Consider the following 15,198-nt stretch of genomic DNA (forward strand, 5'->3'; position numbering starts at 1 on the left):
GGGGAGAAAAAATGTCATTTTTTAACAAAGTATTTGCCAGCGTAGGAATTGGGTCAGCAGCAGTGGACACAAAGCTTGAAAAAGATACTTATATGCCGGGGGAGACTGTTAACGGAGTAGTTGAAATTAAAGGAGGCAAGATCGATCAGCAGGTTGATGAGATTTATCTCACCTTAAATACCACCTATTTAAGAGAGTCAGATGACAAAAAGTATACCGTCACTGCTGCGATCGAAAAGTTTCGATTAACTACTCCTTTTGTCATTCGTGCAAATGAGAAAAAAGACCTTCCATTTTCCTTTCAACTTCCTTTGGATACGCCGCTTTCCATTGGCAGGTCAAAGATTTGGGTAACTACCGGTCTAGATATTAAAGGCGGTGTGGACCCAAGCGATAAAGATTATCTAAAAGTTGTCCCTAACTCACTTATGTCTGCTGTGTTTAATGCTATTGATAATTTAGGATTTAAGATTCGAGAAGCCGATTGTGAAGAAGCACCGCGGCGATTACGGGGACGTTTACCGTTTGTTCAAGAATTTGAGTTTGTACCTACTGCAGGTTTATTTCGTGGCAGATTAGATGAACTAGAAGTAGTTTTCTTCCCGTCTGGAAATGGCATGCTTGATATCATGTTCCAAGTGGACCGTCGGGCAAGAGGGCTATCAGGATTGTTTTCAGAGGCAATGGGTGCAGATGAGACCAATGTACGCTTGTCAGTTTCAAATGCAGATATCCCGAATTTACAACAAAAAATTCAAAGTGTAATTCAACGATATTCATAAAATCCTGACAATAGGGCCATTTTGGTCCTATTGTTTTTATGTATATTGAAACGCTTGATTCGATAAAAATCATCTTTGCTGGATAAAAAAGTGCAATTCGACAAAAATAGCGGGAATTTCAAGAAGGAATCGACAATGTCCATCGCTAATTATTAGAATAAGCAATTAATACTAATAATTGGAGGTATATGATGATCAAAGTATTAACAAAAAGAGCATGTATACAATATGATGTGACGATCTTTCAAACTCCAAAATACCGTGAAAATAAAGGGCATAAAGAGGTTTTTCGGACCACTATTCCAGCAAATAGCCGAGTGCAATGCTTAGAGGAAACTTTCAGCCGCTTTAATGTTACTGACAGAATCCCTGCAGATTATCAAGGCAGATTTCTTTCAACAGGGGATATTGTGTTAATTGACGAAGGCAGGGGAGGACAGCATTATTATCAATTAAAACCTGGTGGTTGGTTTCCTATTAACAGAATAGTTCTTCTGTAAACTAAAAACCTAAGGACAATATTCCTTAGGTTTTTTTAGCTCAGTGCTTTCTTCCACCAGTTGCATTGTGCTCTTTTGCATGTGCCTCATGTTCAGCCACAATGGCCTCAGCAGGGATGTGATTATTTTTCTTCGGTGAATTGGTGCGGCTTCGATGTTTTTTACCCATGAATGATCTCCCTCCAATCTTAAAAATAGCTTCCCACAAAATAATAAATTCATGTCTGTTTCATTGCAGAGTTTCTCATTAGAAATTGTATATGATATATTGTCAATGAAACAGTTTTAATACGGCTGTAGTTATTGATTGGAGGAATATAGATGAGTGTACATATTGGTGCGAAGGAAAACGAAATTGCTGAAACAGTATTACTGCCAGGGGACCCGCTTCGGGCAAAATATATTGCAGAAACATTTCTAGATGATGCAAAATGTTACAACGAAGTTCGTAATATGTTCGGATTTACTGGGACGTATAAAGGAAAAAGAATTTCTGTACAAGGAACTGGAATGGGTGTTCCTTCCATTTCTATTTATATTAATGAACTTATGCAAAGCTATAATGTCCAAAATCTAATTCGTGTTGGAACATGTGGAGCCATTCAAAAAGATGTAAAGGTTCGTGATGTCATTTTGGCAATGACAAGCTCAACCGACTCAAATATGAATCGTTTAACGTTTGGTCATGTCGATTTTGCCCCTACAGCAAACTTTGATTTACTTCGTAAGGCATATGATGCAGGGGTGGCAAAAGGACTTAACTTGAAAGTAGGAAATATTTTTACAGCAGATTCATTCTATAATGATAACGCTGAACTTGAAAAATGGGCTAAATATCAAATCCTGGCGATCGAAATGGAGACCACCGCCCTTTATACATTAGCCGCTAAATTTGATCGGAAAGCACTTTCCGTTCTAACAGTTAGTGATCACATCTTAACAGGTGAAGAAACAACAGCCGAAGAAAGACAATTAACCTTTAACGATATGATAGAAGTAGCTTTAGAAGCAGCGATAAAAGAATAATCAACAGGAGCCTTTTCCAAATAGGATGAGGCTTTTTATTTTAGTAATTAACAGGAACTCACTACCAAAAAGGAGAATAAATAAAAAACAAAACTCCTCTGTGACAAAAATCATCGAAAGACTTCAAAATTAGGCTTAAATTAAATCTAGTATTATTTTCGGTAAAAATCCTTTGACCAAATATACACTGCGGGGGTATAGTATATAAAAGAGGTGATCCAAATGAAAGAGCAGCTCAAATTAGACATTTCTGGAATGACCTGTGCAGCCTGTTCAACGAGAATCGAGAAAGTCCTCAATAAAATGGACAGTGTTGAGGCAAATGTCAATTTGGCAATGGAAAGTGCAGCTATTTCTTTCGATACAGAACTGGTTTCAAGTAATGATATTATTACTAAAATAGAAAATCTTGGTTATGAAGCAACAGAAAAGGTTCAAAGGGATACCAAACAGCAGCATAAAGATGCGGAAATTAAACAGAAAAAACGTATATTTCTTCTGTCGGTAATTCTGTCAATACCGCTTCTATATACGATGCTTTCCCATTTGCCTGTTGATTTTGGTTTACCAATGCCACATTTTTTGATGAATCCATGGTTTCAATTACTATTGGCAACGCCTGTGCAATTTTATATAGGTGGTCAGTTTTATATGGGTGCTTTTAAGGCCCTGAAAAATAAAAGTGCTAATATGGATGTCCTTGTCTCGTTAGGAACATCAGCAGCATATTTTTATAGCTTTGCTGAAGGATTGAAAACAATTGGTAACACTAACTATATGCCACATCTATATTTTGAAACAAGTGCTGTACTGATTACTTTAATTCTATTAGGGAAATTATTTGAAACGATGGCCAAAGGGAAAACAACGCTTGCCATATCGAAGTTGTTAAGTCTCCAAGCAAAAGAAGCCACTGTACTAAGAGAAGGTAAGGAGCTTCAAATTCCAATTGAGGAAGTGAAAGTTTCTGACTACTTATTAGTTAAGCCAGGGGAAAAAATTCCTGTCGATGGAATAGTAACCTTAGGGCAATCTTCTGTTGATGAAGCAATGATAACCGGTGAGTCAATCCCAGTGGAAAAATCTGTTGGGGACAATGTCATTGGTTCAACGATCAATAAGAATGGCACCCTGACCATAAAAGCAATGAAGATTGGCAAAGACACAGCACTTGCTGGAATAATTAAAATTGTCGAAGAAGCCCAAGGCAGCAAAGCCCCAATCCAACGGGTAGCAGATACAATTTCAGGTTATTTTGTGCCTGTTGTGGTTGCAATCTCAATGTTTACTTTTTTAATTTGGTACTTTTTTGTGAATCCTGGAGATTTCCCTTCCGCATTAGAAACAGCGATTGCTGTTCTTGTTATAGCTTGTCCATGTGCGTTAGGACTAGCCACTCCAACATCTATCATGGTGGGTACAGGTAAAGGAGCTGAAATGGGGATTCTTTTTAAAGGTGGAGAGCATTTAGAAGCAGCCCATAAAATTAATGCAATCGTCCTTGATAAAACCGGCACGATTACAAAAGGACATCCTACAGTTACAGATTTTATAGCCTATCAGGACGAGAAAAAAGTACTCCAATACCTCGTTTCAGCAGAAAAGTCTTCTGAACATCCACTTGCCGAAGCAATCGTAAAATATGGGGTTGAAAAAAGATCAAGTACCCTGCCTGTCAAACGGTTTAAGGCAGTACCTGGTTATGGAATTGAAGCAAAAATAGGCGATGATGAAATATTTGTAGGCACCAGTAAACTTATGGCTCTAAAAAATATTCCCAGCATTACGGGAGACCAAGACCTAACCCGATTGGAGAACGAAGGGAAAACAGCTATGTTTATTGCCATAAATTCCACTATTATGGGTGTAGTTGCTGTTGCCGATACAGTAAAAGAGACAGCTAAAATGGCGGTACAGCAATTAAACCAATTAGGTATTAAAGTGTTTATGTTAACTGGTGATAATGAACGTACGGCTAAAGCTATTGCGAATCAAGTCGGCATTACTAATGTTATTGCAGAAGTCCTTCCCGAGGAAAAGGCCAATCATGTCAAAGAACTACAGCTGCAAGGTCTAAAAGTGGCCATGGTTGGCGATGGAATAAATGATGCACCAGCCCTTGTCGTAGCTGATATAGGGATTGCAATAGGTACGGGTACTGATGTAGCGATTGAAGCTGCTGATATAACGATTCTTGGCGGGGAATTAACCTTGATTCCAAAGGCAATGGGTTTAAGTAAATTAACGATGCAAAATATTCGCCAAAACCTCTTTTGGGCGCTTGTTTATAATTCAGGGGGGATTCCAATTGCGGCACTTGGCTTGTTAGCCCCTTGGGTTGCTGGTGCAGCCATGGCGTTTAGTTCAGTATCAGTAGTGTCTAACGCCCTTCGTTTGAAGCGAGTTAAAATATAAATGTAAAGTGAGGTAATTTTCATGGAGAAAACAACATTACAGGTTACAGGAATGACATGCGGACATTGTGAAAAGGCAGTGAAAACAGCACTTCTCAATTTAGAAGGTGTAACGGAAGTTAATGTTTCATTAAAAGATGGCAAGGTTATGGTTGGTCATGATTTAAGTAAAGCCTCAGTTGGGAAGCTTAAAGAAGCCGTCGAAGATCAAGGTTATGATGTAGGATAAAAATAAACGGCACTTACCATTTGGTAGGTGCCGTTTATTGTGAAAATTTATTTGTGATCTTATTATAATTTCATTAACTTTTCTTTGTTAATTTTATACGAAAGATGTTATTCTAATCACTAAGGGTTATTTTTTAAAAGTATCTGATAATAGCTTTTGAAAATTTGGAAATCCATCGAGCACCTAATAAGAAAATTTTCGCTGGATCATTTCTTATTTTTATGGTTAATGAAAGTGGTGAAGGATTTGAAAGACGAGAAAATTGAACAGATCAAAGCGGAAGAAGCAAACGTTGAACAAGAGCAAGGATCAGCAAACAAATCAGGACACATACGTTTAAAAAAATTCCATTTTATCATGCTGTTGTTTATGGTTGTGTTTCTATCTGCAGGAATTACAACGTTTGCCCTAGCATTTGGAGAAGATAAGGTCGTTACAGTTGGAACAGAAAGACCAGAATTTGATAAACTTTATGAAGCATATGATACATTGAAAAGTGGTTATTTTAAGGATATTGATCAAAAAAAGGTCATTAATGGTGCAATAAATGGGATGGTGGAGTCGCTGGATGATCCCTATTCAGACTATATGAGTAATGAAGAAGCAGAAAGCTTTCATGGCAGCATTTCTTCATCTTTTGAAGGGATTGGCGCTGAAATTCAGGAAAAGGATGGGCACATCGTGATTGTGTCTCCAATAAAAGGATCTCCTGCAGAAAAAGCTGGTTTAAAACCAAATGACATGATTATGTCCGTGAATGGAAAAAGCCTCCAAGGGATGAATTCTACTCAAGCAGTAACGCTGATTCGTGGGAAAAAGGGTACAAAGGTTGAGTTGTCTGTCCAACGCCCTGGTACAGCAGCTCCAATGACTGTGCCAATTATCCGTGATGAGATACCAATTGAAACTGTTTACGGTGAAATGGTTGGAGACGGGGTTGCTAAAGTTCAAATTACGAGCTTTTCCAGTAATACGTCTAAGGAACTAGTTGAGACCTTGAATGACTTGAATAAGAAAGGAATGAAGGGTCTAGTATTAGACTTGCGACAAAATCCAGGAGGTTTATTGGACCAAGCCATCTCGATTTCGAGCATGTTCGTTCCAAAAGGGAAACTTATTTTAAAAGTAGAAGACCGAAAGGGAAAGATTAAGGAATATCCTTCGCAAAATGAAGGGAACCCAAATCTTCCTTTGGTTGTTTTAATTGATAAAGGTAGTGCCAGTGCGTCAGAAATTCTTGCTGCAGCTGTAAAAGAATCTGCTGGTGTTAAGCTAGTCGGAGAGAAGTCTTTTGGTAAGGGAACAGTCCAGACTGCTTCAGACTTCAAGGATGGCTCAAATCTTAAATTCACCACGGCGAAATGGTTGACACCAAACGGGAATTGGATTCATAAAAAGGGGATAAATCCTGATGTAGCAGTAGCCCTGCCTGAATATGCAACTCTAACAATTATTAATCCCGATAAGGAACTGAAACTATCTACATCATCTACGGAAGTACAAACTGCCCAAAAAATGCTCAAAGCGATTGGGTATGATCCAGGTCGGACAGATGGATTTTTCGATCAAAAGACACAAGATGCCGTTACTGCCTTCCAAAAAGCTCAAAAACTCCCAGTCAATGGTATTTTAAAAGGTGATTCCACCATGAAACTAATGGAGTTATTAAGGGACAAAATAAAAACAAGTGATACACAAATGCAAGAGGCGATTAAAGTATTAAAGGGAACAATGAAATAATAAAAAAAGTAACCCGACTCCCCGGAGTTGGGTCATTTTTTTAGAGTACAATTAATACCATTGAAAGGAAATTGAGGATGAAAAAAGCTGAGGTTTATATTTTATCAGGATTTTTGGGAAGCGGGAAAACCACCCTTTTAAAACGATTGTTAGAAGATGAACAAAGGTTAGGAAGAAAAACAGCTGTCATGATGAATGAATTAGGTAAGGTCTCGATAGACTCTGATGCAGTTGAGGGTGAGGATGTTTCCTTAAAAGAATTGTTAGGAGGATGTATTTGCTGCTCCATCCAAGACAAACTTGAAGCCCAGTTGCAAGGATTATTATTAGATGAAAAACCAGAAGTGATCTATATCGAAACAACCGGTGCTGCCCATCCTGTGGAGGTTTTGGATGCGATCCTTTCCCCATTGTTTGCAGATAAATTATTGATTAAAGGGATCCTAACAACAGTCGATGGCAAGAGATGGATGGAAAGAAAATCCTTAAGTCCCCAGCTTCAGCAATTGATCCTTGAGCAAGTAAGGCATGCTGACTTCATTATTATCAACAAAATGAATGAATTAAAAGAGAATGAGCAAGCAAAGATAATATTCGAGATTCAATCCATTAATTCAAATGCAAGATGCCTTCTTACTAATTATTCACAGGTGCCAACTGAACAGCTGAGAAAGCTTTCTGTATCCTTTGAAAAGGAAAAGAAAGAGTCACAACGAGTAACTATAAATTTAACGACATTTGTTTATCAATTTAAAACTGCCATTAGCCATGCTGAATTTGAGAATTTCTTAAAACGATTACCAGATACAATTTACCGTATAAAGGGCTATGTTAAGTTTGATCATTCGGACCTGCCTTTTTTATTTCAGTTTTCTTATGGCATGCCGATTTATCTAAAAGAAGACATGAATATGCGATTAAACCTTGTGTTTATTGGTGAAGGTATAAATTGGAATGGGATTGAAACACAATTAGAAAATCTTGAAAAGTAAGAAAAATACCATGATTGAATGAATGATAATTTCCTCTTCAGGTAACTCTTTTAATGTAGCAAAGTTTTTTGTAAAAGGAGGATACGATGAAGAGGGTAGTCATTTTTTTAATGTTAATTCTTATCCTCCTAAATGGCCAAGGGGTAAAAGCAGCATCAACAATCAGCTATAAAATTGAGATGTTAAATTGGAAAGAAGTTAATCAAATCCTGCCAAAGTACACAAAATTTACGGTAATGGACGTGGAAACGGGAAGAAAGTTCAAGGTGCAACGACGAGCGGGAAGCCACCATGCGGATGTACAGCCATTAACCACAAAAGACACGAAGGTAATGAAAAGAATATACGGGGGTAAATGGAGTTGGAAACGCCGAGCTATTATTGTTATTCATAATGATCAATGGATAGCGGGCTCGATGCATGGAATGCCGCATGGTGCTGGAGCATTAGCGAATAGCTTTCCAGGTCACTTTTGTATTCATTTTTATGGGAGTACCACTCATCGCACCAACTCAATGGACTTATCACATATGCTCATGGTTTTGAAGGCTTCTGGCAAATTAAATCAGTATTTAGGAAAGGCGAATCCCTATGAGGTCATAAATGCCTATGTTGCAGGATTGAAGCAGCAGGATGTTCGGATTACTTCCCAAGCTTCTTTACAAAAAATAAACTGGAAGCCGATTTTAGGGAATGTAGAAAGTGTTAGAATTGCTCGAATGGAGCTTTTGCCAGCAGAGGATTTAACCGAGGAAATTAGTTTAGATGTCCCCATCGAAATTGATTGGTTTATAAAAAACAGGGGCGGGCAATCCTTTAGAGGGGATATTCATCTGGTAAGATTTTCACCAATTGATGCTTGGAAAGTGGATTCAAAGGATTTTCTAAAAGAAAATAATCTTCACTAAACAAAAAAAACATCCTAATTACTGGACAACCCAATAATTAGGATGTTTTTTTGTAAAGAAGATTATATCGGCTGTTCGCCAAATTTGATAAACGTACGTTCATCCTCAATTAAACCACAGGCACCGCATTGGACTCGAAATTCTGGTCCATTGTAAGGGAGGTGGAAGGGTTCTAAATCATTTTCACCATACTCTCGGATTACTGCTCCCGATTGAGGGTCAAGTTTAACAGATTGGGAAACTTGTTGAATAACATTAAAGCGGCTTCGATTCGTTTTGCAATTTGGACATTTATAAGGGGTAGACATAAGGTTTCTCCTTTCTTTGACTTGTTAAATTGTATTTTTTGCAATAGTGTTAGTAAATATGTAACAATGCAAGTGAAGACATAAAAGGGGAGGGATTGTTTGTCGAAAGAAAGAGTGTCCTTCGATGAATTACTAGAGGAATATCGGCAGATTTGGAATAATCGTATACTAGAAACTGAAGGAAAAGGTAGTGAAGTGACCCTAGTCGAAGCGATAAAAAGGGAGCTTCAAGATGAAAACTCACACCCGAGGATCCGGAAAAACATGTATGAGAAATACTATTCTGCAATCAAAAGAGTGATTAATTCTACGATTTCTCTAGAAGCCAAGCTATTGTTAATTAAAATTCATAATGAAGTAATGGAAGAATTATGTTAGGAGAGAGGAACCTTGAAAAAGCTTTTCGTTTTTTTGGTGACTGTTCTATGTTTAAGTATTGTTATTTCGTGCAGTAATAAAAAAGAACAAGCCGATAATCTACCGCAAATGGTAGAAGTAGAGTTATCCATTAACCCGGACCCAGGCAAAATGAATCAACCGATTACATTTGAAGCGAAGGTTACTCAGGGGAATGATCAAGTGAAGGATGCTGAGGTTATTTTTGAGATCTGGCGTTCAAAGGATGACAAGCATGAAAAGGTAGAAATTAAGCATGCTGAAAAAGGAATATATCGCTTAGAAAGATCCTTCTCACAAGAAGGTACTTATTATATCATTTCTCACGTTACAGCAAGAGATATGCATAATATGCCTAAAAAAGAATTTACCATTGGGACCCCAAGTGCACCTGAGGATCCCAACACCAAAAACTCCATGGATGGAATGAAGATGAAAGATGAAAGTCATTAAATTTAAGGGACAGAAAAATTGGCTGTCCTTTACTCTAATGACGTTCATGAAATTTCAGTAACATCAATTTGAGAAAACTGCATATCAACATTTTTAGGGATTTTCACCTCAAGCATATGATCCTTGAAGGTAGCAGTTGCCCCCTTCTTTTTTACAATTGCAGGAAGGATGATCGTGTGTTTATCTTCATGTTGTGGAATATGCTCAACAATTAGTTGATTAGATGTATGAAAAATACGGAGCTGTTTAACCCATTCCTCTTTTTTGATTGGAATTCTAATATACACAAAATCATGGGTCTCAAAGGCCGTTGAATTCAATATACTCCTCGTTGGCTCCTGCGGGGATACCGACGATTGGAAACCCTTAAACATCTCTTGAGGGTTCATCACACCTTTCATGTTAGCGGGCATGATTTTCCCCATAATATCCTGAACATAGTTATTGATTTCTTCAGGCTTCATTTTTGTTATCTTATCCTTCATATCGTTATCAAAAGGAAATTTATCCCAAGGGAACAATGGTCTCATCCTTTCCACCTTTTGTAGCTATCTTATCCTATGCCAATATTTGCCCATTCGTTATTAAAACTTACATCCTTTACAGAGGAACAAGTTTTCACTATAGAGATGGAACTAAAATTTGCATAAATAATTGTTTCTTTTTAACATATAGTTAAGAGAGAAATTCTAAACATTGAGAGGTAATGATTTGTGAAAAAGAAAACGGCTTTGATTACGGGGGGAGCTTCTGGTATTGGCAAAAAAACTGCTTTATATCTCGCGGAAAATGGGTATCAGTTAGTCATTAACTATCGTAATAGTAAAGCAGAAGCTATTTCTTTAGCAAACCAATTGACTAAATATTATGGAACGCATAACATTGCGATTCAAGGTGATGTCTCGAACATGGAGGATTGTATCCGAATTGTCGATGAATCCCTTGCTGAATTTTCAACCGTGGATGTTTTAGTTCATAATGCAGGTCCATACATACATGAAAGAAAGAAGCTGACAGACTATTCCTTCGATGAATGGAACTATATATTACAAGGGAACTTAAGTGCTGTATTTTATTTGTCAAAACTTATTATTCCTTCGATGCGAAACCAAAAATGGGGAAGAATTATTACAATCGGATATGACCGAGTCGAAACCGCACCAGGTTGGATATTTCGTTCTGCGTTTGCTGCAGCGAAGACAGGAGTAGCGTCACTTACAAGGACAATTGCAATTGAAGAAGCAGAACATGGGATAACCGCTAATATGGTTTGTCCGGGTGATATAATAAATGAATGGAAAGATAGTAATATCGGGGATGCTATAGCAGCAATGGGTGATCGCCCCATTGGAAGGCAAGGAACAGGAGAAGATATTGCCAGAGTAATTGCCTTCCTTACGGATGAAAAATCCGATTTAATTACTGGGAGTATAATACCTGTCACAGGTGGACTTGACGTATTAGGTAAAGTACTTAAGAATTAGTATAATTTTTTGAACTATTTGATTTTCAGGAATGAAAACAGCTTCTTTTGTGGACAATAGAAAATAATCATCTATGAAAGGAGCAAAGAAAATGAGTTTTAACATGAACAGAATTAACCCTAATCAAACCCAAGTATTTTTTCATGATGGCCGCTTTGAAACATTGACGAATGAGGAATTAGATGAATTTTTGCTCCAAATGGGTCTTAATGACGTAAACGAAAGCATGGAACAAAATTTAACGGAATAATAAGAAGATTTCTTTCCTTGAAAACTAAATAAAAACAATCGGCGAGGGCCGATTGTTTTTTTTATGCCTCCAGCAATTGTGAATCGTCTGATTGAACAGCACCGTTTCGCATAAGGTAAAAGGTGTATTGATCCTTTGGAATCTCATATAAATCATATACTTCACCATTTGCGTTTAATTGCTCATAAATAGATTTTCTACTTTCATTTGCTTTTATTACATAAGGAAGTTTTTCAGCAGCTTTTATTGAGCGAATATTAACCTTGCGGATGCGCATAAAAACTGTCTCAATTCCCGTTTCATAAAAAAGTTCTTGAAAAAAGGCATCCTTAGCCGGGCTATTATACCCCTTGCCATGGTAGGGCTTGCCAAGCCATGTTCCTAAAAAACCAGCGTTGTCCTCAATATCAAATAGATTAATTGTTCCGATAGGCACTCCCCATTCATCGAGAATGGTCCGTGAAATTAATTCACCGCGTTCTTCGGATTCTATGGTTTGTTTTGTCATAAATAAAAATTCTTCATAAGAATCAGCTTTTTGGCGTACAAAAGGGAAGACATCAGGGTGCGTCATTAATTCGTACAATGTGTGGCTGTCATGAAGATCACGTTTTTTAAGCATGAAAATCCCTCCATTAGGGCATTCCGATCCCATGTCAAAAGAAGCGGCCCACCCTCGAAATTTTTTATAAAATTACTAAAAAATTTCGGGGTGGGAATCGAACCCACTAGGACCAGTAAAACTGGTGGCGCACCATTTGCCTTCCCTATATCATTTTTTTGTTAACAAATTGTGTTCGTAAACCCCCAAAGTATTCAGGTCTAAAACATTTCACTTACAGTATAATACAAGAAAAAAGCCAAAAAATAAATAGGTTTTTTGTGTATTTTTCGATAATATTTTTTACCAATTTTCAACATTAATCTATCTTTATTGATAGATCATTTCACCGCCAATCATCGTCCACTTTGGCTTTGCTAAGTAATGGAATGGGTGATGGCTCCAAAGCACTAAATCTGCGTCCTTACCCTCTTCGATACTTCCGACGGTATTGTCTATTTTTAAATTTTTGGCTGGTAATATGGTGATTCCTTCTAGTGCTTTTTTCTCGGATAATCCTTCTCGAACAGCAAGGCTCGCACAAATATTTAAGTATTGAATTGGTGTATAAGGATGGTCGGTAATAATTGATACTTCAACACCATGATTCGTCAGTTCTTGATAGGTTTTCCATGTTTTATTTTTTAATTCTACCTTGGACCTTCGTGTCAATGTAGGTCCTACAGAAACCTTTAAACCCATTCCAGATAATTCACTGGCTATTAAATGCCCTTCAGTACAGTGCTCAATACGTAAATCCAGATTAAACTCTTCTGCAAAACGAAGCGCTGAAATAATATCGTCCGCACGATGAGCATGAATTCTTACGGGAATTTCTCTTTTTAAGGCCTTCACGATAGGAGTAATTCTAGGCTCCTCGGGATTATCCGCATGGATGGCTTTGTAGAAGGCTTCTCTTAGCATCCCCATAATCCCCATCCGTGTAATGGAATCATTATTCCCATGGCTATGAATTCTTTTTGGATTTTCCCCTAAGGCTATTTTTAAGCCTGAAACTTCTTGGATAATCATTTTTTTTATATTTTTACCAGTAGTTTTAATGACTGAAGTTGTACCGCCAATGACGTTGGCGCTTCCCGGCATGACATGGACAGTTGTAATGCCGCTTTTGACGGCATCAGAGAACGCTGGGTCCAATGGATAAACACCATCAATTGCCCGAATATGGGGCGTGAGGGCTTCGACTGTTTCATTTGCATCATTCCCAGCCCAGCCAGTTCCTTCATCATAAAGACCTAAGTGAGTATGAACATCAATAAAGCCCGGTAAAAGAAATAAATCCTCACAATCGATTATTTCTACTTTTAAGTCTGTCGTTAAATTTTTGCCTAATTTTTTAATTTTCCCTGCTTCAATTAGGACATCACAGTGATGGATTGGTTCTGATGAAATTGGATATACCGTTGCGTTTTTTAAAAGTATTTTTGTCATAATAAAACCTTTCTGCACGTTGATAATAGTTATTTTATTAATTTTACCAATTTACGTGCCTAGGGAGAAGTTTGATCCTATAAATTTTTTCAATGATACGAAACCTTTTAAAACCATTGGCGTAAATATTAATGAATGTAAAAAATATATTCCAATGGGGGAATAGAAAATGGTTAATCAAGATGAAAGGTTGTTTGCTGCTGGTATTTATGTGTTAAGTATATTTTTCCCAGTAATCGCACCGCTAGTTATCTGGTTAATAAAAAAGGATGAGTCATCATTCATTGATTATCACGGCAGGGAATACTTTAACTTTTTGATTTCCTATACAGTTTACTTTTTTGTTAGCGGATTATTAACACTCATCTTAATTGGTTTTGTAGCACTAGCGATATTAGGCGTAATGCTCTTTGTATTCACCATTATTGCAGCAATCAAAGCCTTTGAAGGAAATGAATATCGATTTCCGTTAATTTTTAGGCTAATTAAATAATCTTGAGAAATGGACCCGGCAAAAAAAATTGTCGGGTTTTAAAGGATTTTTTGGGCCAAATGTAAAATAAAGTTATTTAGAAGAAACCAAACAGGCGGACTACCTGTTTCTTATTTATCCAAGAGCTAGCCTCTTAACAAAGTCATATCATTTTGTAAATGAATAGAGAAGGACTATAATGACAATTAACTATCACGGTTAATGTTATCAATGAAAGGGAGAAGCAACATGGAAAATCAAGTCGGTTTGGTACTAGAAGGTGGAGGAATGCGTGGGGTGTATACTGCTGGCATCCTTGAATACTTTTTAGAATCTCAGTTATTTTTTCCTTATGTAATAGGGGTTTCTGCAGGTGCATGTAATGCTGCCTCTTATTTGTCGGAGCAAAAAGGGAGAAATAAAACCGTTACGATTGAATATGCTTCTGACCCAAGATACATTTCATGGAGAAATTATTTTCGAAATCGGCAATTTTTTGGCATGGATTTTATTTTTGATGAAATTCCAAATAAACATGTTCCATATCATTATGATATATTTTATAATAGTCCTTCTGAATTTGTCGTTGGAACGACCGATTGTCACACAGGAGAACCTGTTTATTTTAAAAAACAAGAATACGGAAATGACCTTTTAACTGTGTTGCGTGCCTCCAGTTCGTTACCGTTTATTGCACCTGAAGTACGTTTTAAAGATAAAATATTACTTGATGGTGGTATTAGCGACCCTATCCCAATCAAGAAAGCACAGCAGGATGGATTTTTAAAAAATATTGTCATCTTAACCAGAAATCAAGGTTATTTGAAAAAGCCATCGAAATTTCATTTTCTTGTTGATCGTAAGTATCCAGAATATAAGGGTTTGCAACAGTCACTCAGAAACCGATACGAAATTTATAATGAAACAGTCGAATACCTAGAAAAGGAAGAGAAAAAAGGAAATGTTTTGATTATCCGCCCCACACAGCCATTGAAGGTCGGTAGAATGGAACGGAACCCGCAAAGATTAGAAGAACTATACAATCAAGGCTACAAGGATGCGAGGTCGGCAATGTCTTCGATAATTAACTATATTAAGGATTAAGAGAAGGGACCAACTAGTCCCTTCTTTTTTGTTCTATAATCGAAATCTCCTATCATTTTTTAGACGAATAGTAAATAAACTAAGACT

18 protein-coding genes and 1 pseudogene are annotated in these 15,198 nt (G+C 37.2%); 14 read left to right on the forward strand and 5 right to left on the reverse strand.

Going from position 1 to position 15,198, the window contains the following annotated elements:
* The first annotated feature begins 11 nt into the window (after window positions 1-11).
* A complete protein-coding gene (locus J7E77_RS04015; protein ID WP_214712539.1) occupies window positions 12-782 on the forward strand; it encodes a sporulation protein in 771 nt (256 codons plus the stop codon).
* Between the two features lie 188 nt (window positions 783-970).
* Complete coding sequence (locus J7E77_RS04020) at window positions 971-1,282, forward strand: YodL domain-containing protein (protein ID WP_214712540.1); 312 nt, start codon at window positions 971-973, stop codon at window positions 1,280-1,282.
* A 40-nt stretch (window positions 1,283-1,322) separates the two neighbouring features.
* Here J7E77_RS04020 and J7E77_RS31070 read toward each other — a convergent pair whose 3' ends face one another.
* Window positions 1,323-1,451, reverse strand: coding sequence for a hypothetical protein (locus tag J7E77_RS31070; RefSeq protein WP_088088665.1), 129 nt, complete (start codon window positions 1,449-1,451; stop codon window positions 1,323-1,325).
* A gap of 152 nt (window positions 1,452-1,603) precedes the next feature.
* Between J7E77_RS31070 and deoD the strand changes: the two genes are divergently transcribed.
* The 6 genes and pseudogenes from deoD (at window position 1,604) to J7E77_RS04050 (ending at window position 8,591) form a co-directional block, all read left to right on the forward strand.
* Window positions 1,604-2,308 (forward strand): purine-nucleoside phosphorylase, encoded by a 705-nt coding sequence (gene deoD, locus J7E77_RS04025; RefSeq protein ID WP_168244803.1) that lies wholly within the window; start codon window positions 1,604-1,606, stop codon window positions 2,306-2,308.
* Window positions 2,309-2,536: 228 nt separating this feature from the next.
* Window positions 2,537-4,723, forward strand: a pseudogene (locus J7E77_RS04030) (heavy metal translocating P-type ATPase); the annotation flags it as partial.
* 21 nt (window positions 4,724-4,744) lie between these two features.
* Entirely contained in the window at window positions 4,745-4,951 is a 207-nt protein-coding gene (gene copZ, locus J7E77_RS04035) for a copper chaperone CopZ (RefSeq protein ID WP_088088662.1), read from the forward strand.
* A gap of 357 nt (window positions 4,952-5,308) precedes the next feature.
* Window positions 5,309-6,691 carry a lmo1851 family serine protease gene (locus J7E77_RS04040; RefSeq protein WP_251026915.1) on the forward strand — a complete coding sequence of 461 codons (1,383 nt, stop codon included), beginning with the start codon at window positions 5,309-5,311 and terminating at the stop codon, window positions 6,689-6,691.
* Window positions 6,692-6,768: 77 nt separating this feature from the next.
* Window positions 6,769-7,683 (forward strand): CobW family GTP-binding protein, encoded by a 915-nt coding sequence (locus J7E77_RS04045; RefSeq protein ID WP_214712543.1) that lies wholly within the window; start codon window positions 6,769-6,771, stop codon window positions 7,681-7,683.
* Window positions 7,684-7,769: 86 nt separating this feature from the next.
* A complete protein-coding gene (locus tag J7E77_RS04050; RefSeq protein ID WP_214712545.1) occupies window positions 7,770-8,591 on the forward strand; it encodes a hypothetical protein in 822 nt (273 codons plus the stop codon).
* Window positions 8,592-8,653: 62 nt separating this feature from the next.
* Here the strand turns inward: J7E77_RS04050 and J7E77_RS04055 are convergent, their stop codons facing one another.
* Window positions 8,654-8,899 (reverse strand): DNA alkylation repair protein, encoded by a 246-nt coding sequence (locus J7E77_RS04055; RefSeq protein WP_168244799.1) that lies wholly within the window; start codon window positions 8,897-8,899, stop codon window positions 8,654-8,656.
* 99 nt (window positions 8,900-8,998) lie between these two features.
* Between J7E77_RS04055 and J7E77_RS04060 the strand changes: the two genes are divergently transcribed.
* Both J7E77_RS04060 and J7E77_RS04065 read left to right on the forward strand, forming a co-directional pair.
* Window positions 8,999-9,277: a hypothetical protein gene (locus J7E77_RS04060; RefSeq protein WP_214712546.1), complete on the forward strand. Its 279-nt coding sequence runs from the start codon at window positions 8,999-9,001 to the stop codon at window positions 9,275-9,277.
* A gap of 12 nt (window positions 9,278-9,289) precedes the next feature.
* Window positions 9,290-9,748, forward strand: coding sequence for a FixH family protein (locus J7E77_RS04065; RefSeq protein WP_214712548.1), 459 nt, complete (start codon window positions 9,290-9,292; stop codon window positions 9,746-9,748).
* A gap of 44 nt (window positions 9,749-9,792) precedes the next feature.
* Here the strand turns inward: J7E77_RS04065 and J7E77_RS04070 are convergent, their stop codons facing one another.
* Window positions 9,793-10,278 (reverse strand): Hsp20/alpha crystallin family protein, encoded by a 486-nt coding sequence (locus tag J7E77_RS04070; protein WP_308160392.1) that lies wholly within the window; start codon window positions 10,276-10,278, stop codon window positions 9,793-9,795.
* A 183-nt stretch (window positions 10,279-10,461) separates the two neighbouring features.
* Between J7E77_RS04070 and J7E77_RS04075 the strand changes: the two genes are divergently transcribed.
* Both J7E77_RS04075 and J7E77_RS04080 read left to right on the forward strand, forming a co-directional pair.
* A complete protein-coding gene (locus J7E77_RS04075; RefSeq protein WP_214712550.1) occupies window positions 10,462-11,232 on the forward strand; it encodes an SDR family oxidoreductase in 771 nt (256 codons plus the stop codon).
* Between the two features lie 91 nt (window positions 11,233-11,323).
* On the forward strand, window positions 11,324-11,482 hold the full coding sequence (locus J7E77_RS04080) for a hypothetical protein (protein ID WP_179195904.1): 159 nt from the start codon (window positions 11,324-11,326) through the stop codon (window positions 11,480-11,482).
* Between the two features lie 61 nt (window positions 11,483-11,543).
* On the opposite strand, the gene J7E77_RS04085 is transcribed toward J7E77_RS04080, so the two are convergent.
* Entirely contained in the window at window positions 11,544-12,104 is a 561-nt protein-coding gene (locus tag J7E77_RS04085; protein WP_214712551.1) for a GNAT family N-acetyltransferase, read from the reverse strand.
* A 309-nt stretch (window positions 12,105-12,413) separates the two neighbouring features.
* Entirely contained in the window at window positions 12,414-13,535 is a 1,122-nt protein-coding gene (locus J7E77_RS04090) for an amidohydrolase (RefSeq protein WP_214712553.1), read from the reverse strand.
* Window positions 13,536-13,704: 169 nt separating this feature from the next.
* Between J7E77_RS04090 and J7E77_RS04095 the strand changes: the two genes are divergently transcribed.
* Together J7E77_RS04095 and J7E77_RS04100 are read left to right on the forward strand one after the other, a co-directional pair.
* On the forward strand, window positions 13,705-14,028 hold the full coding sequence (locus J7E77_RS04095; protein ID WP_088088653.1) for a DUF4870 domain-containing protein: 324 nt from the start codon (window positions 13,705-13,707) through the stop codon (window positions 14,026-14,028).
* 228 nt (window positions 14,029-14,256) lie between these two features.
* Complete coding sequence (locus J7E77_RS04100; RefSeq protein ID WP_214712555.1) at window positions 14,257-15,111, forward strand: patatin-like phospholipase family protein; 855 nt, start codon at window positions 14,257-14,259, stop codon at window positions 15,109-15,111.
* Window positions 15,112-15,198: the final 87 nt, after the last annotated feature.

The sequence above is a fragment of the Bacillus sp. ISL-77 genome, assembly GCF_018613105.1.